We start from the raw sequence: 20,098 nt of genomic DNA, 5'->3' as shown, positions 1-20,098 counted from the left end.
GCATGACCGAGCAACAACCTCAGCAGCCGCAGCAGTGGTGGCAGCCGCCCGCGAATCCCGCGAACCAGCAGCAGGGCTGGCAGCAGGAGGGCCAGGCCACCGGGCCGCATGCCGGGCAGTGGCAGCAGAACGACGCGGGCGCGGCGAGCACCGGCTCGTACACGGGGCAGTGGCAGCAGGCCGGCCAGCCCGGCGTCACCGGCTCGTTTTCCGGGCCCTGGCAGCAAAGTGGCCCGCCGGCGCCGGGCGCGGCCTGGCAGCAACCGCAGCAGCAGCCCGCGCCCCAGCAGGATTGGCAGGCACAGCAACAAAATCCGGGCACTCCCCCGCAAGGACAGTACGGCGGAGGGTTCCAGCCCGCACAGCCCGCACAGTCGTCGCAGTACGGCGGGCTCGGCGCTTTCGGGTCCGGACCGGAGAAGAAGCCGAAGGTTTCCAAGAAGGCTTTGCTGATCGGCGGAATCGCCGCGGCCGTGGTGGTCGCGGGCGGTGTCGGGGCCTGGCTGCTGGGCGCGTTCGCCGGCGACACCCTCGATCAGAAGTCCGTTCAGGACGGTGTCACCCGTGTGCTCAGCGAGCACTACGGGGAGCCGGACGTGAAAAACGTGGCGTGTCCTTCCGGCCAACCGGTGGAGAACGGCACCACCTTCGAGTGCACGATCGATCTTTCCGGACAGCAGAAGAAGGTCACCGTCCGGGTGCTGAACACCACCCCGGAATTCGAGGTCGGCGCGCCGCACTGACGCGAAAATCCGCGGCGGCCCACCCGTCGCGGCTTTTTTCTTCCGGACAAACGAAACGGCGGGCTCGGCATCCGAAGATGCCTGCCCGCCGTTGCTCGTTCCGAGCGTGAGACTCAGAACAGGCCGGTGACGCCCTGCTCCGTGCTCTGGTAGCCGTCGGCCAGCTGCGGCAGCACGCCGGCGACCTGCGCGAGAAGCTGCTTGAGCTCCTCGAAGCTGTTGTCCCACTCCTGCTGAGCGGCCATGTACGCGACCTTCGCGTCACCGTCCCAGGTGTTGACCAGCGGCGACAGGTCGCTCTTCAGCTGCCCGAAGAGGCCTTCCAGCTCGCCACCGGTGCTCTTGCAGTCGTCGGCCGCCGCGTGAATCGTGGCGTAATCGACCTTCATCTCGCCCATAAGATCCTCCAGTCAAAAAGAAAAGTCGTGTGTTTTGGTGCGGTGGAGCCGAATCAGCCGAGGACGCCGAAGCCCTGGTTGACCGACTTGATGAGCTCCTGCTGCTGCTGCTCGGTCGCGTTGTACTTCGAACCGGCCTGCTCGAGGAGCTCACCGATGTTCTGGAGGGCCTGGTTGAGCTTGCGGCCCGCACCGTCGAAACGGGTCATCACGTTGTTGAACGCGAGCGCCGCGTCGCCGGTCCAGCCCGCGCGGGTGGCCTCGATGTTGTCGCGGAGCTTGCTGAGGTTCTGGTCCATCGCGACGCGGACCTCGGTCACGCGCTTCTCGGACTCGGTGAACTGCTCAACTGTCCCGGTAAATCCGCCAGCCATGGGAGTTGCCCCCTTCGTTCGTGGTTATCCGTACTCGGTGAAGTTCGTTTGGTACGGACCTACGACGGAGACACTGCCACGTCTGGTTCCCTCTTGTCGCTCCTTGGTTTCAAGTAGTTGCTTGCGTTAACGCTCCCGGCGGGAACCGAACGCGAGGACCCGGCGGGCACGCGGGGATTCGCGCGAAGAAAAGCGCTTTCACCACGGGATTTCGCAAGTGCACAGTGAACGATCAATCGACGCGGCGCATGATTCGCGACTGCGAAAAGTCCTCGTCGTCGTCACCCACACGTGGCCGCCGGGACACCGGTTCTGGCCGAAAGGGAACCAAGTCTGCCGCCGGGGGCAAAGCGGGAACCGGAAGACCGGCGCCCGCGCGGAACCGTTTCGCGGCGTTCCGCAGGACGCTCGGCGTCGGCGCGGTCTCGCCGCCGGCGAGCCGCCCCTTGCCGAATTGCTTCGCCAGTTCGGCGTTCTCGCCCCGGCGGCGTTCGTATCGCGCCTTGGCCGTGCGGGCGACCTGCCGGGCATAGGTGACCGCGTCGCGCCCTGTACGCGCGAAGTGTTCAGCGGCTGTCTCGGGTTCGGGTGGCATGCGCCTCCCCCTTCAGTTGACGACCGCCATCGTTTTGACGACCTGCTCGCAGGCCGCGCTCACCCGCTGTTCGAACGGTGAGCCGGTGCCGTACTGGCAACCGATGTGGACGCGGATCTTGCCCTGGGCGACGACGTACCAGTCGACGCGGGCCTTCGGCTTGGTCTCGCGGTAGTAGACGACGGTCTTGCCGGCGTAGTTCGCGGAACCGTTGAAGCCGCTGTATTTGGCCGGATCCGCTCCCGCGCCGGTGCCGAGTTCGTCGACGAGTTTCTGTCTGTCGGCGGTGGCGTCGTAGTCCATCACGTACTCCTGGGCGACCACGAGGTCGTCCCCGTCGAGGGACTCGTTCGGATGGATCACCACCTGGCGCTTGGCGACGCGGTCGTCGGTCTGGGTCCAGTCCATCGGCGCGATGAAGCGGTAGTCGTACTGGGCGAACGTCCGGCCTTCCGGCTCGGCATCCCCGCTGTTGACCGCGAAGAGGACACCGCCGACGACCGCCGCCACGGCCACCGCGGCCGCGGCGATGATCCAGGGCGTCTTCTTGCTCTTCCCGCCCCGCTCGGCGGGCTTGGTCTCGCGGGACGGCTCACCCGGCCGCCACGGCGCCGGGGCCGCTATCCCCTGCTGACCCATGGGCGGCGACGGCGGCCCCTGCGGCCGTGTCGAGTTTCGCGGGCTAAACGCGATCTGCGGGGGCGGGGCAGGCTGGTGGGGGAACTGGGGGCGCCGGTCGGCGGGGGCCGGGGCGGGGGCGCCACCGACCCGCGAGACCGCGGAGCCCGCCAGCGAGCCCGTCCGGTCCGGGTCGATCAGCACCGCGCGCAGGGCACCGCGGGCGACCACGGTCTCCGGCTGGTCCAGCGTGGTGGGCACGACACCGGTCCGCTCGTGCACCAGCCGGGACACCATCGGGATCCGGCTCGACCCGCCCACCAGGAAGATCGCCGTCAGCTGTTTGGGCCGCAGCCCGGAGTCACCGATCGCGGCCACGGTCAGCTCGACCGCCCGGCCGAGCGGGCCCGCGATGATCCGCTCGAGGTCCTCACGGGTCACGTGCGCGTCGGCGAACGGCGGCGGCATCGGCACGTCGGTGTACGCGTGCCGGGACAGCGTCTCCTTCGCGCCGCGCACGTCCTGCCGCAGAACTCGGCGGCGCCGCCTGTCGGTCAGTTCGCGGCCTTCGACCAGCTTCCGCCATTCCGGCGGGTCGGCGGACGACACCAGCGAACCCACGTGCTCCAGGAGCGCCTGGTCGACGTCGGCCCCGCCGAAGCTCGGATCCCCGCGGGTGGCCAGCACCTGGAACCCAGCGCGTTTAGCGGGCAAACCTCGATCCGCCGGTCCGCCGGGCATGCGCTGGACCACGGAGACGTCGACGGTGCCGCCGCCGAGGTCGAGTACCGCGAGGGCGTCGCCGGGGCGGCCGCTGAACTCGACGGTGCGTTCGGAGTTGAGATCGGCCGGGGCGAACGTCGCCGCGTGATAGACCGCCGCGGCGACCGGCTCCGGCACGAGGGCGACCTGACGCGCGAGCCCGCCCGCCGCCTGCCGGAGCAGACGGGTCCGGGTCGCGCCCCAATCGGCCGGGTGGGTCAGGACGAGCAGTTCGACCTCGGCGTCACCGGCGAGCCGGCGCGCCTCGGTCACCGCGCGTTTCAGCACGGCGTGGACGACGTCGGTCACGCGGAGGACGTTGTCACCCAGCAGCAGGTCGCCTTCGTCGATCCGGCGCTTCGGATTCGGCTCGTAGCGCGACGGATCGACCGCCGCCTGCCGTTCCGCCTCCTGGCCGACGAACAGCGTCCCGTCCGGCGCGGCGTAGACCGCCGACGACATCAGGGGCTGCCCGTCCACCACGACGACCTGCGGTTCGCGGCCGTTGATCGAAGCGACTACGCAGGTGCTCGATGTCCCGAAGTCCACCGCTACCCGCACAGTCACAAGCCACTCCCGCAGATCGTCGTCGTCACCCCACGCCCGGCCCGTCCCTCACCTGGTTCCGCGGGAGGTCAGTCCGGCTGGATCCACGAGACCTGCATGAGCTGCTTGCCGTGCTTCCGGGTCACCAGGTTTCCCCGGCCCGGAGGCATCTGGCTCGGCTTCACGTTGCCGACGAGGTTGCCCTCGTCCCGTGAGCCGTTCATGACCATACCGGGCGCCGCGATCTCCCTGAGCTTGCCGAGGATCGGGTCGAACATCGCCCGGCTCGCGCCACCGCTCCGGCGCACCGCGATGACGTGCAGACCGACGTCCTTCGCCTGCGCGAGGAACTCGGCGAGCGGCTTCAGCGGGTTGGCCGACTGCGTGGCGACCAGGTCGTAGTCGTCGACGATGACGAACAGCTCCGGACCGGTCCACCACGACCGGGTCTTCAGCTGCTCCTGCGTGACGTCCGGACCGGGGAGCCGCCGGGTCATCGACCCGTGGACGTCCTTGACCATGCTGTCCAGCTGCGCGGCGGAAACCGCGTAGCCGAGCAGCTGGTCCCCGCCGACGAAGCCGAGCATCGTGCGGCGGTAGTCGACGAGGATGATGACCGCTTCCTGCGTCGTGTACCGCTCGGTGATGCCCCTGGTGATCTGCCGCAGCAGGTTCGTCTTGCCCGACTCGCCGTCCGCGAACGCGTAGAAGTGCGAATCGGCGGCGAAGTCGAGGTAGATCGGCTGGAGGTCTTCCTCGTTGACGCCGATCGGCACCAGCTTCGTGTTGCGCTTGGAATCGATGGACAGGACCTCGTCGTAGGTGACCATCTCGGGCAGCAGGCGGACCTGCGGCGCCGGGCGGCCCCGCCACGCGGCCTTGATCTTCGCCACCGCGTCGGCGACACCGGCGGCGACGTCGTCCGGGTTGCTCGATCCGTCGATACGGGGAAGCCCGGTCAGCAGGTGCAGCTTGTCCCTGGTCAGCCCGCGGCCGGGACGTCCGGCCGGGACGTTCACCGCGACCCGGCGGTCGATGTCCGATTCGCTCGGGTCACCGAGGCGCAGCTCGAACCGGGTACCGATCATGTCCTTGATCGCCGGGCGGATGTCCGCCCACCGGTTCGCCGCGATGATCACGTGCACGCCGTAGGAAAGACCCTGGGTGGCGAGCTTGGTGATCGAGACCTCCAGCTCGTCGAAGTCGTCCCGCAGCGCCTTCCAGTTGTCGACGATCAGGAAGGCGTCACCGAAGGCGTCTTCCTCGGGCTTGATCTCGCCGCGGCGCTTGCGGTTGCGGAACTCGTTCATGGAGTCGATGCCCATGGCACCGAACCGGCCTTCCCGCTCGGTGAGCAGGGTGGTCAGCTCGGCCACGATCCGGCGGGCCTTGTCCGGCTCGCGCCGGGCGACGGCGACGCCACCGACGTGCGGCAGGCCCTGGAGACCGGCCAACGTACCGCCACCGAGGTCGAGCGCGTAGAACTGCGCTTCCTCGGGGGTGTGGGTCAGCGCCATCGACATGATCAGCGTCCGGAGCATGGTCGACTTGCCCGACTGCGGGCCACCGACGATCACACCGTGCCCGGCGGCACCGGCGAAGTCGGCCCAGAGCAGGTCACGTCGCTGTTCGTACGGACGGTCGACGATGCCCATCGGCACCTGCAGCCGTCCGTTGCCGAAGAACCCGACCGGGGAAAGACCGCGGTCGTCGGTGGGGTTCAGGTTCGGCAGCAGCGTATCGAGCGAGTTCGGTTCCTTCAGCGGCGGCAGCCACACCTCGTGCGCGGGCGGGCCCTGGCCGATCAGCCGGGACACGATCACGTCGAGCTCACTGGGCTCGACGGCCTCCTCCGACTTGGCCTCTTCCACCGGGGCGGCCTCGATCTGCTGCGGCTCCGGTTCCTTCGGCAGCTCGACGAAGTCCGGGACGAACAGCTGCGGCCGCTTGTCCGCGCGGACCACGGTCGCGACCGGGCCCGCCGCCTTGATGCCCGCGGGCCGGTACGGGCCCGAGACGTACGAGGCCTTGAAGCGGACCAGCGTCGAGGTGTCGTACTTGAGGTAACCGCCACCGGGCACGGACGGCAGCTCGAACGCGTCGGGCACGCCGATCGCGGCACGGGATTCCGCGGCGGAGAAGGTCTTCAGGCCGATGCGGTAGGACAGGTGCGAGTCGAGACCGCGCAGCTTGCCCTCTTCCAGCCGCTGCGACGCGAGAAGCATGTGCATCTGCAGCGACCGGCCCAGCCGTCCGATGGCGACGAACAGGTCGATGAAGTCCGGCTTCGCGGCCAGCAGCTCGGAGAACTCGTCACAGACGATGAAGAGCGCGGGCAGCGGGTCGAGGTCGGCGCCGTTCTCGCGGGCCTTCTCGTACTCCCAGACGTTCTTGAAGTTACCGCCGTTCTTCAGCGCCTCCTGGCGCCGGTTCATCTCGCCCGCCAGCGCGTCCTTCATACGGTCGACCAGCGTGACCTCGTCCGCGAGGTTGGTGATGACCGCGGAAACGTGCGGGGCGGCGTCCAGACCGAGGAACGTCGCACCACCCTTGAAGTCGACGAGGACGAAGTTCAGCGTGCTCGACGAGTGCGTGGCGAGCATGCCCAGCACCAGCGTCCGGAGGAACTCGGACTTACCGGAACCGGTCGCCCCGATGCACAGGCCGTGCGGGCCCATGCCCTCCATCGCGGCTTCCTTGATGTCCAGCTCGACCGGCTGGCCGTACTCGCCGACGCCGAACGGGACGCGGTAGCGGTCCCGCACCGGGCGCGGGCGCCAGGCCTGCTGGACGTCGAAGGTCATCGGGTCGCCGGGGATGCCCAGCAGTTCGAGCAGACCAGGGTTGGACAGCAGCGGCTCTTCCTCGGCGGCGTCCTGTGCGGCGGTGCCGACGCGGTACGGGGCGAGGAGGCGCGCCAGTGCTTCGGATTCGACCACGCTGAGCGTGTCCGGGCGGCCGAACCACTCGACGCCGCCGGCGCTGCGCGCGCCGAGGCGGTCTTCCTCGACGACCAGCCGCAGGCCACGACGGGCCGCGAGGTTGCCGATGGAGTCGGAAAGGTCGATCAGGGTGACGCCGACCAGACCCTCTTCGAGGATGATCTGCTCTTCGCGGGTGACCTCGGCGTCGTCGACGATGATGACGACGTGCGGCTGGTCCGGGGCGGGCGTCGCGTTGCGGGAGAACCGCTGGCGGTCACGGAGTTCCTCGTCGAGCCACTGCTCGATCTGCGCGAGGGAACCCGCCATCATGCGCAGCTGGCCGATACCGTCGGCGAGCGCCGGGTGCTGGGCGTGCGGCAGCCACTTCGCCCACTCCCACTCCTCCTTGGCGCGGCCCGCCGTCGCGACCGCGATGAGGACGTCGTCGGGGCTGTGGAAGGTGACCAGCTGGGCCAGCATCGCCCTGGTGAGGCCGCGGGTGAGGCCGCGGTCGCCCTGCATGCTGACCGCGGCGAACCCGCGGAGGGTGATCTGCGTCGGCAGGTCCGGGACGATCGAGTGCGCGCGGACGAACCGGCGCAGGGCCAGCGTGGCGATCGGCTCCAGTTCGTCGACCGGGCCGGTCTGCGGCGGCACGAGCCGCGTCGCGAGACGGTGCGAGCTGCGGCCGACGCGGAGGTGGAGGAAGTCCTGGTCGTTCTGGCGGCGTTCCCACATACGGCGGCTCGCGGCCAGCGACCACAGGGTCTGCGGGTCGGGGTGGACCCATTCGAGAGCGGCGCGCTGGTCGACCATGGCCTCGCGGGCCCTGTCGCGCATCTGGCCGAGGTAGCGCAGGTAGTCCTTGCGGTCCTCGTCCATCTCGGCCTTTTTGGCGCCGCCGCCCTTGCCCCCACCACCGGCCATCATGCCGACGGTGCTGAGCACCATCATGCCGCCCATCATCATCATCATGGGATTGCGTCCACCCGTGGTGAACATGAAGACCATCATCCCGAGGGAAGCGACGATCATCACCGCGGGAAGCAGCTTCATGACGATGTTGCCGGGGATAGTGCGCGGCACCTCAGGCGGCGGTTCGAGATGCACCTCGCCGCCCGGCGGGCGCGGCGCCGCCAGCCGCGGTGACTTCTTGAACTGCAGCGTGCTCATCGAAGGACCCCTCTTCAAACTCGACGATGGCGGCCACCGTTGGTGCGCGTACTGGTGCGCGAGACAACCTATCGAACGTGACCGGTGGAAATCCGGACAACGCCGAGAACGGCCCCTTCCGGGACCCTACGCATGTCGGGAGTGTAGGGCTCCGGCCCCGCCGACGTGCGTTTAGCGGGCTAATCGCGATCCGGCCGCCCCAGACCCCGGTCTCGACTTTCGCCCCCTAATCGCGATCTGGGGGCGGGCGCCCTCCGGAATGCTTAGGGACCCTAAGCATCGCGATTAGGGGGCGAAAGTCGAGTGCCGGCGGCCGCACGGAGGGGTCCCGGAGGTCGGCTCTCCTACTTTTGCCGGTCTTTTTCCGACAGTCGATGATGTGGGCACTCGGGTTCGGTATAGGTTCCCCGAGGACCAGAGTCTCAGGGCAGGGGGAAGGCAGTGGCAACGGGCACGACGGTATTCAGCAGGGTGACGGTGGTCGCGCCACGCACCCGGATCGACGTGGCTTTGCCGGCTGACGTCGCGGTGGCGGACCTGCTGCCCATGCTGTTGGAAATGGCGAAAGAGGCGACGCCGGACGGCGGCGCCCGCCACGGCGGCTGGGCATTGGCGAAACTAGGCGACGCGCCGCTCGACCCGAGCCGGACCCTCGCGTCCCTCGGTGTCGTCGACGGCGAACTGCTGCAGTTGCGCAAGCGCAACGAGAACCCGCCGCCCCCGCTGTACGACGACGTCGTCGACGCGATCGCCGAGTCGTCCCCGGACAGCTTCCGGCCGTGGACCAAGGAGACGGCGCGCCGCTTCGGGCACATCGCGGGTGGCCTGGCGCTGTTCTTCTCGGCTCTCGCGCTCTTCACCAGCGGGTCGTTCTACGGCGGGAACGCCCTCGCCGCCGCGATCGCGGGCGGTGTCGGCGCGATCGCGTGCGTCGCGGTCGGCGCGACGCTGGCCAAGGCCTACAAGGCCGAGGCGACCGGGGTGCTGATCGCCGCGACGGGCGGTCTGCCGCTGGCCTTCGTCAGTGGGTTCTACATCGTGCCGGGGCTGTCTCTGTGGGCGAATCTGCTGCTCGCGAGCACCCTCGTGATCATCGTGGCGGCGGTCTGCATCCTCGTCATCGGGCACGGGATCACCACCTTCATCGCGGCCGCGACGACGGCCACGATCTCGGCGCTGACGTTCCTGGCCGCGACCCTCATCGACACCCCGATCGCCGGTGTCGCCGCCGGCGCGACCGCGTTCTCGCTGGCCTGCATCTCGATCCTGCCGCGCGCGACGATCAAGCTCGCGGCGCTGCCGACACCGCATGTTCCCGGCAGCGCCGAAGAACTCAAGGAAGACTCGGGCTTCCCCGACTACCGCGCCATCGAGCGCCGTACCGCGGTCGCCCACGAATACATGACCGGTCTGCTGACCGGCTGCGGCGCGGCCACGGCGCTGTTCGCGATCATCGCCTCCACGTCTCCGTCGATCTTCGGGAAGATCCTCGGCGTGGTCGCCACGCTGGTCCTGCTCTTGAGGGCTCGGGCGTACGCGAACGGCGCGCAGGCCATCGCGCTGCTGACCACCGGCATGGTGTCCGGCGCGGGCATCCTGCTCGGCTGGATGTGGTCGGCGAGCCCGCTGAACCGCGTCCTGTTCGTGTTCGGCGCGCTGCTGCTGATCGGCGCCGCCGCGCTCGTGGTCGGCGTGATCTTCCCGAACCAGCGCTTCTCGCCGCCGCTGCGACGGACCGTGGAGATCTTCGAGGCCGTTTTCATCGCGACGGTGCTCCCGCTGGCGCTCGGCGTCATGGACCTCTACACGACGCTGCGCCACCTCAACTTCAAGTGACGACCCGATCGGATGATGCTCTGATGGCCGCAGCGCGGAAGTCCAGGGGGACGCGCGTCCGCCACCTCGGCCTCGCCGGACGTACCGGAACGGTGCTGCTGGCGGCCGGAATCGGTGTTCTCTCGCCGGCGTCGGTGGCGCTTCCCGCGTGGGCGCAGCAAAGCAATGTCGCGCCGGACGCCGGTGGCTACTACGCGACGCCACCTCCGGTGGACCCGTCCAAGAGGCCGGCGGACACAGGCAAGCCGGACGAGACTTACGAGCAGAAGACGCAGTGCGTGCAACGCAGCAAGCTCGGCGGCGACCAGGTCGACATCAAGAACCGCCCGTGGGGCCAGGAGTACCTGCAGATCCAGAAGGTGCACGAGCTCATGCGCGGCGCCACCGGTTCGGTCGGCGCGAACATCAAGGTCGCGGTGATCGACACCGGTGTCACCGCGCACCCTTACTTCAACGGTCGCGTCGAATCGGGGGGCGACTACGTCGCGACTCCCAACGGCGGCAAGGCACCGGGGCTCGAAGACTGCGACGGCCACGGCACCGAGGTTGCGGGGATCATCGCCGCGAACCCGCCCGACGCGAGTATCGGGTTCCGCGGGGTCGCACCGGACGCCACGATCATGTCGATCCGGCAGTCGAGCCAGAACTACGAGAAGGCGGAGAAGAAGGCCGAGCCGCCTGCGCCGCCCTCGTCCAGTTCCGGTCCGCCTGCTTCGTCGAACAACCCGCCGGGTTCACAGCTTCCGCCGTCCTCACAGGGAAACGGCGCTGTCGGAGGTTCGGCGGACGGGACAGCGCCCGGTCAGGACAAGGGCGGACGCCAGCAGGAACAGGGCAAGACCGCGGGGACTCTGAAGACGCTCGCGCAGGCCGTGGTCCGCGCCGTCGACAGGGGCGCTCAGGTGATCAACATGTCGGTCGACAACTGTCGCCCGGCCACCGGCGGCATCACCGAAGGCGAGCAGCAACTCCAGGCGGCGGTGAACTACGCCGTCGAGCACGACGTCGTCGTCGTCGCGGCGGCAGGCAACGTCGGTGACAAGTGCCCGCAGAACGACCAGCCGGACCCCAAGTCTCCCAAGATGATCGTCACGCCGCCGTGGTTCGCCGACGACGTGCTGTCCGTCGCGGCGATCGACGACACCGGCGGTGTCGCGGATTTCAGCGTCAACGGGCCGTGGGTCAGCGTCGCCGCCCCGGGCACCAAGATCATTTCGCTCGACCCGGCGGACGGATCGAGCAGCCTGGCCAACCTGACCATCGAGGGCAACGGGCAACCCGGCGCCATCCAGGGGACCAGCTTCGCCGCACCGTACGTCGCCGGAGTGGCCGCTCTTGTGCGCGCGAAGTTCAGAGGGCTGAAAGCGCGTGAAGTGATGAACCGGATCAAGGCGACGGCGCAGCACCCCGCGGCGCCGGGCGGCCGGGACAACTTCGTCGGCTTCGGGGTCATCGACCCGATCGCGGCGCTGACGGCGATCGTGCCGTCGGAGGCGGACAAGGCCAAGCCGGTCCCGCTGCCCGCGAATCTGCCGCCGTCGAACGACCGCGATTCCGCGCCGATGATCGTCGCGCTCGCCGGGACCGGCGGGGGCCTGGTGGCGTTGCTCGTCACACTGTTCGTGGTGCACTCGGTCCGCCGCAACCGGCCGACCCCCGCCCCCGCCCGCAAGACCCCCTAGAACGTGCGATGTTAGCGGGCTAATCGCGATCTGCCGGGACTCGCCTTCGAGCCGTCCAGATCGCGATTAGCCCGCGAACATCGAGTCGCCCGTGAGGGCACCTACTTGGCGGGCTTGGGTTTCGGAGCGGGCTTCCGCGGGGTGTCGTCCTCGCCGATCACGGGCGGGACGACCTGACCGGGCTCACCGACCACATCGGACGGTTTCGAGGCAGGCCGCGTCTTCGACTGGTGAGCGGTCCCGCCTCCGCCGCCGCCCGCGCCCATCCCCATCATGGGCGCCATCCCCATCGGCATCATCCCCGATCCCGACCCGGTGGCCTGCCCCTGAGCCGGAGCGGCCTGCACGGGCGCGACCTCCGGGATCGGCGCCTGTCCCTGCTCGATCAGAGGTTCCTGAGACCCGGTCTTCCGGCCGTCGGCCGGATCGGCCGCGGACGGCGACGTCGACTGCTCGTCGGACGCGGCACTGGAATCCGTTTCGGGGACGCCCTTCTCCTGCACCGGCTCGCTCGCCGGCGCGGAATCGTCTTGGAGCTTGAACTCGTCCTGCGGGTACCGATGGGCGATCTCGATGCTCCGCGACGCGCCGTCAGGATCGTCGACGCCATCACAAAGCCGTACGAAGCCCTCGATCACGTTGCGAGCGGCTTCGTAGAGCGCCTTGGCCGACTCCTGCGCGTCCTCCAGCTGAGTCCGCGCCCGTCGAACGCCGCCGACCGGCAGCATCGCGGTCTCGGAGGTCAATTCGGCCGTATCGACCAGGACCTCGACGAGATCGGTCAGGATGCGACGGATCGACAGCACCAGTTCGTCGAGCGAACCCGCCAGCGTGGTGAGTGCGTCCTCGACGTCGGAGCCCGCGATCTTGATGTCCCCGATGTACGCGACGAACGCGTCAGCGTCCTTGCCGGACCAGCCTGCGTCGAGGCGGCCGAGATCCTCCGACAGTTCTTTCGAAACGGTGCCGGCAGTCGCCGCCGCTTTCCGGAGCCGGTCGGCCTCGTCCTTCAGGTCCTCCCAGCGCCCCGCCAGCGGCGTCAAGTAGGCCTCGACAGGATCGATCAGTCCCAGGTGGCCGGACAGCTCCGAGACGAAGGCGAGATGCGGTGCCGCGGCCTCGACCAGGTCTTCACCGCCCGCCCCAGTCGAGTTTAGCGGGCTAATCTCGATCCGGGCCGCCTCCGGAGCGGCGGCGCGGGTGGCCTTCGGGTGCGGGATGGAATCGGTCGGGTTCTCCGACTCGGCGATCATGCGATTCAGAGCTCCACGGCGCGTTTGATCATCTGGGCGGCTTCTTCGTCGTGCCCGGCGTGCCGCGCGGTCACCGTGTGCAGGGCCTCCGACGCCGACCTCAGCGCGGCCGCGCCCTCCTCCAGCTGACGTCGGATGGCCTCGGCCGCACGCCCATAAGACGCGCCGAGGCCCAACTCCTCCCCCAACGCCCCGTGGGACTCGACGGTGATGCCGTCCCCGGTCACCTCGGCGGCCGCCAGATCGAGCTCTCCGGCGGCCGCGTCCACCCGCTTCGCATAGTCGACGACGATGGTGCCGTCGATCTTCAGGCCGGCCACTGCACCCTCCACTCACCCGATACCGCTTGGGCGTTCAGACGCGCGCGCCGTCCAAAGGGTTCCCCAGAACAGCTACCCGCCGGAGCCCTGCTGCGGCTGCGTGGCGACCGAGCCCGCCCTGTCGTCGATCGGCACCGTGTCGAAGGTGCGGAGCACGTCCTGCGTGTTCAGCGAAGCGCCCGTGGGCAGGATCCGGACGATGGACTCGGGCGCGGGAACGCGTTTGTTGAGCCCGATCGAGTCCGCCGTCACAGCGTCAGGGACGCCGTAACGGATGCCGCGATCGGAGATCAGCTGGATCGGCCCTTTGTCGAAGGTCTCCTTGCCGGTCGCCGACTGGACGACGGCCGCGTACCCCGGCTCCATGTAGAAGCTGTTGATCGGCGCGCCGACCGGGCCGGGAGTGCCGATCTTGACGCCGGGCGCGGATCCGTCGGCGTTCCTGCCCTTCGGCAGCTTGTCGTCGACGAAGACCGCGGTGTGCCCGTCCCGGCTGCCGCCTTCGCCGGCGATGGACCAGCTCAGGCAGGAGACCTTGGAGCCCTGAGTCGCGTTGAGCACCGTCGGCACGCTCTGGGGGTAGGCATCGAGCTCGACGAAGCCGTTTTGCCCTGTCGTCACCCGCGTGACGTTGCGGATCTTGCCCTGCGCGACGGACATCACCGAGGTGCTGCCGTCGTTCTTACCGGTCTGGACGATGTCCGCCACCGCCGGGGAAATGGGCTGGATACCTTCCCTCAGGATGAGGTGGAAGTTCTTCTGTCCTTCGGCCTGCTCGGTGGAGAAGACGTCTCCGACCCTCAGGCCTTCGATCTCGTAGTTGGGCTTCTCCCCCTTGCCAGGGACGTCCGGCAGCTTCAGCTCGGGCACCTCGGGAATCGCGTCCAGCAGGCCCTGGGAGATCCCGCGGGGCTGGTCCGGCAGCTTCAATGCGGAAAGGACGGCGCTCGCGTCGGGCTTGATCTCGGCTTTGACGGCGTTCGCGTTCGGCAGGTTGGGATTCGCCGCCAGCCGGTAGACCAGATAGGTCCTGCCGTTGGCCCCTTTGGCCAGCAGAGCCTCGTTCTGACCGAGCTCACGGCTTCCCAGCTGCTTCACACCCGCGTAGACGGTCGTCTCCGTCTTGGAGAGATCGGGCTTCGGCACCGACGGGTCGTAGATGACCTCATCGCACACGCCCCAGTCCGGGCTGGCGCGCTGGGCTTCCGTCGGCATCAGTTGCGGGCCGTTGGGAATGCCCATGAGCTGACCGCGGGGAATGCTCTTCAGTTGTTCATCCGAGACGACTGTGGGGTTCTTCACCTCGGAGGCCTGTTGCGGCCCGGAAGGCTTGGTCCCCGCTTGCTGCGCCCCTTGCTTCGACTGCGCGATGATCAGCAGCCGCGCGGAGGCGAGATTGAAGGTCGGAACCAGTTTCTTCGGGTTCCCCGCGACGACGTACACCGTTCCGGACTGTTCACCGATCACGATGTTGCCCGCGTCCGGCACGGAAGGCTTCGGGCTCAGCAGTCCCCAGATGACGAAGACCAGGACGCCCAGCGCGGCCAGCACGATACCCACGATGGTGGCTCGCGTATGCGTGCGCATCGGGTCATGGAGCATGACTGCATCGCGACGGACCAGCGCGGATTGCATCCGGCGCAGAACGAACTGATAAGCCTGAACTTGAGACTTAGTAGTCGGTGTTGATGGCATTCTCGACCTACAGTCCTCCCCGTCGCGGTACGGTTCCGCAGGATAGCCGTACGGGGACCGTCTGGTGTGGGGTTTCTACCAACTCCAGCTAGTGTCAAGTTCCTCGGGACCGGCTTTCCGGGTACGCAGCACGCACGAGGGGAAGAGAAAGCGCGGATGTCCGTCACCACTCCTCCACGTCCGCCCGGCCCTCCGGGGCCGCAACCGCCGGGTCGTCCGCCGGGGCCGCCGCCGAGGCCCGGCAGACCAGGCGGCCCTGGTGGCCCGGCCGGAGGCCCTGGCGGTCCCGGTGTTCCTCGCGGTCCCGGTGGCCCTGGAGGGCCCGGCGGACCACAGGGCCCTGGCCCCGGTGGTCCGGGAGGTCCTGGTGGCCCAAGAGGGCCTGGGGGCCCCGGTGGCCCTGGTGGTCCGGGAGGCCCCGGTGGGCCAGGCGGCCCTGGCGGTCCCCCGCCCGGTGACCCCGGCCCGCAGTCTGGTCCGCCCGCCGCTCCAGCGGCACGGATCGCCGCGCCGACGCGACGACGGACCGGCGGGATCAATCTCGGTCCGCTTCCCGTGGCGAATCTGGTCGTGCTCGAACTCGGGCTCGCGATCGGCCTGGTCCTGCTCGCGATCGACATGAAGCTGAAGTGGATCGCGATCGGCGTACTCGGGTTCGCGATCATCATCGCGTTCCTGCGCTGGGGCGGCCGCTGGTTCACCCAATGGGCCGGCCTCACCACGCGGTACATGTTCCGTTCGCACGATCGTGTGGCGAATCCGCTTCCGCCGAGCAGCATCGAGACGCTCGCCGCCGAAGAGGACGCTGTCACCGGCCCCGACGACGCCAGAGTGAACCTGCTTCGTCTCGCCGTTCCCGATCTCGTCGTCGCGCACGGCGTGGACCACGAGCGCCAGCAGGTCGGCCTCGCGTGGAACGACGGGACGTGGACCGCGGTCCTGCTCGTCGAGCCCGCGCCCGCGCTGATCACCCAGGCGGGTGGCGCGCCGAGTCTGCCACTGTCCGCGCTCGCTCCGTGCCTCGAGGACCGCGGCGTGGTCCTCGACTCGATCCAGATGATCTGGCACTGCTATCCGGGCAGCGCCGCGCTTCCGTCGGACTCGCCGGCACTCAGCTCCTACATGGAGGTGCTCGGCCCGCTTCCCGCGGCCGCGCGGCGGACCACATGGGTCGCCATCCGGCTCGACCCGCGCCGATGCCCGGCCGCCATCCGCGAACGTGGCGGCGGCGTCGTCGGCGCGCACCGCGCGCTGATCGGCGCGCTGTCGCGGGTGCGCAACGCCCTGGAGTCCCAGGGCGTGCCGACCCGGCCGCTCGACCCGGACGAGTTGCTGCGATCCAGCATTTCCGCCGCGGAACTGACCGCGGTCGCCGGTTCACCCGCGAAAGTCGGTCTGCAGGAACGCTGGACCGGCGTCACCGCGGCGGGCATCGGGCACGCGAGCTACGCGATCACCAGCTGGCCGAAGGGCAAGATCAGCGGCAGTCTGAACGCGCTGACCAGTGTCCGCGCGCTGTCGGCGACGGTGGCGATGTCGATCTCGCCGTCCGCGGACGAAGGCAAAATCGGCCTGCGGGGAATCGTGCGCCTGAGCGCGCGGAACCCGCGTGAACTGGACGCCGCCGACCAACGGCTGCAAAGTGTCTCGGACAAGCTGGGTGTGGCGCTGACGCCGTTGCGCGGCCTGCAGATCTCCGGGTTCTCCGCGACTTTGCCGATCGGAGGCACCGCATGAGTACCCGTATGCGCGACGCCGGCCAGAGCACCGGTGTCGCCCCGGAATTCACCGTCGACCCGGCGATGCTCGACGCGATCAGCCCGTCCGGCGACCGAGGCGGGATCGTCCTCGGCTCCGGGCTCAAGGGCGAACCGCTGACGATCTCCGCGCTGCGGTCGACGCCGACCCGGATCGTGCTGGTCGGTGGCCTGTACCTGGCTCGGCAGGTCGCGCTGCGGGCGATGGCGGTCGGGGCGTGGGTCGTCGTGGCGACCGGTCGCCCGGCCGCGTGGCAGGTCCTCCCGCAGGCCGCGGGGAATCAGCCCAACGGCAGGCCTTCGCCGCTGGTGCAGATCCGGCGGCTGTCGCCTGTGGACCTTCCGCGCCCGTCCGAGGACGCGCCGCTGCTGGTGGTGACCGACGGCGGTCCGACACCGCAGGACTTGTTCCCACCGCGGTCGCCGTGGCAGACGACGGTCTACGTGCTGCCGTACCTGCACCCGCAGGCCGGGGCGACCGCGAACGCGGCCGACCTGGTGCTGATGCAGCGGCTCCCGCCGGGACAGGCCGAACTGGCCGCACGGATCTGGCGTCTCCCGCCGCAGATGATGAAGCAGCTCACGACACTGAAGGACGACCAGGTCGTCGCCTTGGGCCGGAACCTCTGGCGCCCGCTTCGCCTGGTCACCACCGCGAAAGAGCAACAGCTCCTAGGCCCCGTACGCCGCGGCGACTGACCCGCCCGCGTCGACTTTAGCGGCCTAATCGCGATCTGCGGGGGCATTGTCCACATCGGACAGTGCCCCCGTTTTGCGTCCCACCCGCGTCGCGATTAGGCCGCTAAAGTCGACTTGGGTCGGGAAGCCGGTGGGAAGTTGGTCCGTCAAGGGGCAATAGCGCCGACTGTGGACAAGGCGGGGGTTGTGGATAGATAGCCCTTGCGGGGCCGGTGATGGCCAGGTGTTGTCGGCCTTGTCTATCACCGTGCAGACATGACCAAACCCTTCGATTCATCTCATCTCCCCGAAGTCTTCCGCGGCTCAGTGGCGCGCAAGGCGGGCCTCATCACGGCGAGCCAACTACTTGGCCCCAGCGTCCGAAGGCTGTTCCAGGACGTCTACACGCGTGCCGACGTGGAGGTCACGCACGAGCTGCGTTGCCGCGGCGCCGCATTGCTGGCGCCTCCGGAAGCTGTGCTGACCGGACGATCGGCCGCGACCATTCAAGGTGTCGAGCTGGCCAGGCCCAATGATCCGGTTGAGATGGTCGTACCGGAGAAACAACGCTTCGGCCCGATAGTCGGTATCAAGGTCCGGCGTACCGAGATCAAGCCCGAGGAATCGAAGCCGTGGAACGGCATTCGTATCGCGCGTAAAACTCGAATCGCACTGGACCTGCTACTCCGGCTTTCTCCTCGCAAATCCGGGTGGGTGCGACGACTCCGGATCGGCGTCCCGGATCTGGACCAGTTCATGAAAGCCGAGAAGCTGAGCGATCTACATCTCAACGGGGAGTTCTACGGACGCCGGAATCGGGGAATTCGCTTGGCCAGAACCGCTTTACGGCTGTCCGACCCTCGCGCGGAATCACCTCCGGAATCGGAAGTCCGCATCGTGCTGGCCGCCGGCGGCATTGCCGCGACACCTCAAGTCGAGGTCTTCTCCCGGACAGGCCACTTCATCGCCCGCCTCGACCTTGGAGACAAGGAGTACAAGGTCGCCATCGAATACGACGGCCAATGGCACAACACACCAAAACAACAAGCCTACGATCGCAAGCGCCGAAGACGTGCGGAGGCTGAGGGTTGGCGCTTCGTCATCGTCACCGCGGAAGACCTGGCGAACGACTTCAAAGGCATCGTCGATGCCGTCTGGCGCGCCCGCCGCAGCGCGATTAGCCCGCTAACGTCGCCGCGGCCGGGTCAGGAGGGGGTGCGCATGGCGCGCGTTTGATCGGCGCGGGCCGCGAGTTCGGTGTCCGGCGGGTAGTCGACGGCCATCAGCGTAAGGCCGTGTGCGGGAGCGACAGCGCTGTCTCGCGTCCGGCTCTCCAGGACGTCGCCTGGCCACGTCAGCGGACGACGGCCGTCACCGACCAGGAGCAGCGCACCCACCAGGCTTCGGACCATCGAGTGGCAGAAGGCGTCAGCGGAGACATCGACCTCGACAGCGTGCGGTCCGGTCCGGCGCCAGACAAGCCGCTGCAGCTCACGAATGGTCGTCCCGCCTTCGCGCTGTTTGCAGAAGGCCGCGAAGTCCTGAAGCCCCAAGAGAGACTCCGACGCCTCGTTCATCGCGTCGATCGAGAGCGGACGTCCCCAGGCCAGGGTGTCGTGACGCCTCAACGGATCGACACCCCACGGCGCGTCCGAGACGCGGTAGCGATAGTGCCGCCGCACGGCCGAGAACCGGGCGTCGAATCCGGGCGCGGCCACGCGAGCATCGAGCACGCGCACGTCACCCGGCAGGTACCGATTCCAGCGATGGCGCATCCGCCCCAGGTCAGGAATGCCCTGCCCGTCCAGTTCCAAGCGACCGGATCGAGTTTTGCCCGCTAAAGTCGACACGTCGACGTGGACCACCTGGCCGGCGGCGTGCACACCGGCATCGGTGCGGCCGGCGACGACGACGGACTTCGGGACCGAGGCTCCTGGAGGCTGCTTCGCGAGCGCCTCTTCGAGGACTCCCTGCACCGTGCGCCGCTCGGGCTGTCGCGCCCAGCCGGAGAAATCGGTGCCGTCGTAGGAAACGTCCAGACGCAGACGAACGAGCCCGCCCTCCGCAGTGGGAGTGGCGGGCTCGTCCGGGGTGTTCGGTGCCGTCAGGACGTCAGTCCTTCTTGCTGTCCGCGTCCGCGGCGGGGGCCTCAGCGGCCTCGTCAGCGGCGGGAGCCTCGGTGGCCTCCGGAGCCTCGGTGGCGGCCGTGTCGGCAACCTCAGGGGCCTCAGTGGTCTCCTCGGCGGCCGGGGCGGCAGCCTTCGGCTCGTCCTTGGCGAACTTCGTCTTGCGCGCGGCCTCGGCCTCGGCGGTGACGGTCTTCTCGGCCACCAGTTCGATGACGGCCATGGGGGCGTTGTCGCCCTTGCGCGCCATCGTCTTGGTGATCCGGGTGTAGCCACCCGGACGCTCCGCGAAGAACGGACCGATCTCGGCGATCAGCTTGTGCACGACATCCTTGTCGCGCACGATGCGCTGGATCTGACGACGGTTGTGCAGGTCGCCCCGCTTCGCCTTCGTGATCAGCTTCTCGGCCAGCGGGCGCACCCGCCGGGCCTTCGCCTCGGTCGTCGTGATCTTGCCGTGCTCGAACAGCTGGGTGGCCAGGTTGGCCAGGATCAGCCGCTCGTGCGCGGGCGACCCGCCGAGACGGGGTCCCTTTGTGGGGGTGGGCATCGGTTCTCCTCGTTCAGCTCACAGCTGGAGGCCGGGGCTCCCCCACCCCTACCGGTGAGGGAGCCGTA

At 68.9% G+C, this 20,098-nt stretch carries 16 protein-coding genes; 6 read left to right on the top strand and 10 right to left on the bottom strand.

What is annotated here, in order from left to right; genetic code table 11:
- The first annotated feature begins 2 nt into the window (after positions 1-2).
- Positions 3-743, top strand: a complete 741-nt coding sequence (locus tag AMYAL_RS0121555; protein WP_020633343.1) for a DUF4333 domain-containing protein — start codon at positions 3-5, stop codon at positions 741-743.
- A gap of 113 nt (positions 744-856) precedes the next feature.
- Here AMYAL_RS0121555 and AMYAL_RS0121550 read toward each other — a convergent pair whose 3' ends face one another.
- From AMYAL_RS0121550 to AMYAL_RS0121530, 5 genes are all read right to left on the bottom strand, one after another.
- Entirely contained in the window at positions 857-1,141 is a 285-nt protein-coding gene (locus AMYAL_RS0121550) for a WXG100 family type VII secretion target (RefSeq protein WP_020633342.1), read from the bottom strand.
- A 53-nt stretch (positions 1,142-1,194) separates the two neighbouring features.
- Complete coding sequence (locus AMYAL_RS0121545; protein ID WP_026467310.1) at positions 1,195-1,515, bottom strand: WXG100 family type VII secretion target; 321 nt, start codon at positions 1,513-1,515, stop codon at positions 1,195-1,197.
- A gap of 232 nt (positions 1,516-1,747) precedes the next feature.
- Positions 1,748-2,110, bottom strand: coding sequence for a hypothetical protein (locus AMYAL_RS0121540; protein ID WP_020633340.1), 363 nt, complete (start codon positions 2,108-2,110; stop codon positions 1,748-1,750).
- A 12-nt stretch (positions 2,111-2,122) separates the two neighbouring features.
- Positions 2,123-4,057, bottom strand: coding sequence for a type VII secretion-associated protein (locus tag AMYAL_RS0121535; RefSeq protein WP_026467309.1), 1,935 nt, complete (start codon positions 4,055-4,057; stop codon positions 2,123-2,125).
- Positions 4,058-4,125: 68 nt separating this feature from the next.
- Positions 4,126-8,133, bottom strand: coding sequence for a type VII secretion protein EccC (locus tag AMYAL_RS0121530; RefSeq protein WP_020633338.1), 4,008 nt, complete (start codon positions 8,131-8,133; stop codon positions 4,126-4,128).
- A gap of 471 nt (positions 8,134-8,604) precedes the next feature.
- On the opposite strand from AMYAL_RS0121530, the gene eccD reads away from it, so the two are divergent.
- Both eccD and AMYAL_RS0121520 read left to right on the top strand, forming a co-directional pair.
- Positions 8,605-9,969, top strand: coding sequence for a type VII secretion integral membrane protein EccD (gene eccD, locus AMYAL_RS0121525; protein WP_020633337.1), 1,365 nt, complete (start codon positions 8,605-8,607; stop codon positions 9,967-9,969).
- 23 nt (positions 9,970-9,992) lie between these two features.
- Positions 9,993-11,651 carry a S8 family serine peptidase gene (locus AMYAL_RS0121520; protein ID WP_020633336.1) on the top strand — a complete coding sequence of 553 codons (1,659 nt, stop codon included), beginning with the start codon at positions 9,993-9,995 and terminating at the stop codon, positions 11,649-11,651.
- Positions 11,652-11,752: 101 nt separating this feature from the next.
- On the opposite strand, the gene AMYAL_RS0121515 is transcribed toward AMYAL_RS0121520, so the two are convergent.
- The 3 genes from AMYAL_RS0121515 to eccB form a co-directional block, all read right to left on the bottom strand.
- The gene (locus tag AMYAL_RS0121515) at positions 11,753-12,904 is read right to left on the bottom strand and encodes a WXG100 family type VII secretion target (protein ID WP_020633335.1); all 1,152 of its coding nucleotides are present in this window, start codon (positions 12,902-12,904) and stop codon (positions 11,753-11,755) included.
- 5 nt (positions 12,905-12,909) lie between these two features.
- Complete coding sequence (locus tag AMYAL_RS0121510) at positions 12,910-13,224, bottom strand: hypothetical protein (RefSeq protein ID WP_020633334.1); 315 nt, start codon at positions 13,222-13,224, stop codon at positions 12,910-12,912.
- 72 nt (positions 13,225-13,296) lie between these two features.
- Positions 13,297-14,919 (bottom strand): type VII secretion protein EccB, encoded by a 1,623-nt coding sequence (gene eccB, locus AMYAL_RS0121505; RefSeq protein WP_084702141.1) that lies wholly within the window; start codon positions 14,917-14,919, stop codon positions 13,297-13,299.
- Between the two features lie 555 nt (positions 14,920-15,474).
- Between eccB and eccE the strand changes: the two genes are divergently transcribed.
- The 3 genes from eccE to AMYAL_RS0121485 all read left to right on the top strand — a co-directional run bounded on the left by eccE (position 15,475) and on the right by AMYAL_RS0121485 (position 18,590).
- Positions 15,475-16,656 carry a type VII secretion protein EccE gene (gene eccE / locus AMYAL_RS0121495; protein WP_020633331.1) on the top strand — a complete coding sequence of 394 codons (1,182 nt, stop codon included), beginning with the start codon at positions 15,475-15,477 and terminating at the stop codon, positions 16,654-16,656.
- Positions 16,653-17,375, top strand: coding sequence for a hypothetical protein (locus AMYAL_RS0121490; RefSeq protein WP_005166815.1), 723 nt, complete (start codon positions 16,653-16,655; stop codon positions 17,373-17,375). Before eccE ends, AMYAL_RS0121490 begins: the two co-directional genes overlap by 4 nt.
- Positions 17,376-17,630: 255 nt before the next feature.
- On the top strand, positions 17,631-18,590 hold the full coding sequence (locus AMYAL_RS0121485; RefSeq protein WP_026467307.1) for an endonuclease domain-containing protein: 960 nt from the start codon (positions 17,631-17,633) through the stop codon (positions 18,588-18,590).
- On the opposite strand, the gene truA is transcribed toward AMYAL_RS0121485, so the two are convergent.
- Positions 18,560-19,393: a tRNA pseudouridine(38-40) synthase TruA gene (truA, locus tag AMYAL_RS0121480; RefSeq protein WP_084702326.1), complete on the bottom strand. Its 834-nt coding sequence runs from the start codon at positions 19,391-19,393 to the stop codon at positions 18,560-18,562. The genes AMYAL_RS0121485 and truA overlap by 31 nt on opposite strands.
- A 73-nt stretch (positions 19,394-19,466) precedes the next feature.
- Positions 19,467-20,030, bottom strand: coding sequence for a 50S ribosomal protein L17 (gene rplQ, locus AMYAL_RS0121475; RefSeq protein ID WP_020633327.1), 564 nt, complete (start codon positions 20,028-20,030; stop codon positions 19,467-19,469).
- Between the last annotated feature and the right edge of the window lie 68 nt (positions 20,031-20,098).

Source organism: Amycolatopsis alba DSM 44262 (assembly GCF_000384215.1).
In the GTDB taxonomy this organism is placed as follows: Bacteria; Actinomycetota; Actinomycetes; order Mycobacteriales; family Pseudonocardiaceae; genus Amycolatopsis; species Amycolatopsis alba.
This window is presented reverse-complemented; position numbering and strand designations above follow the sequence as displayed.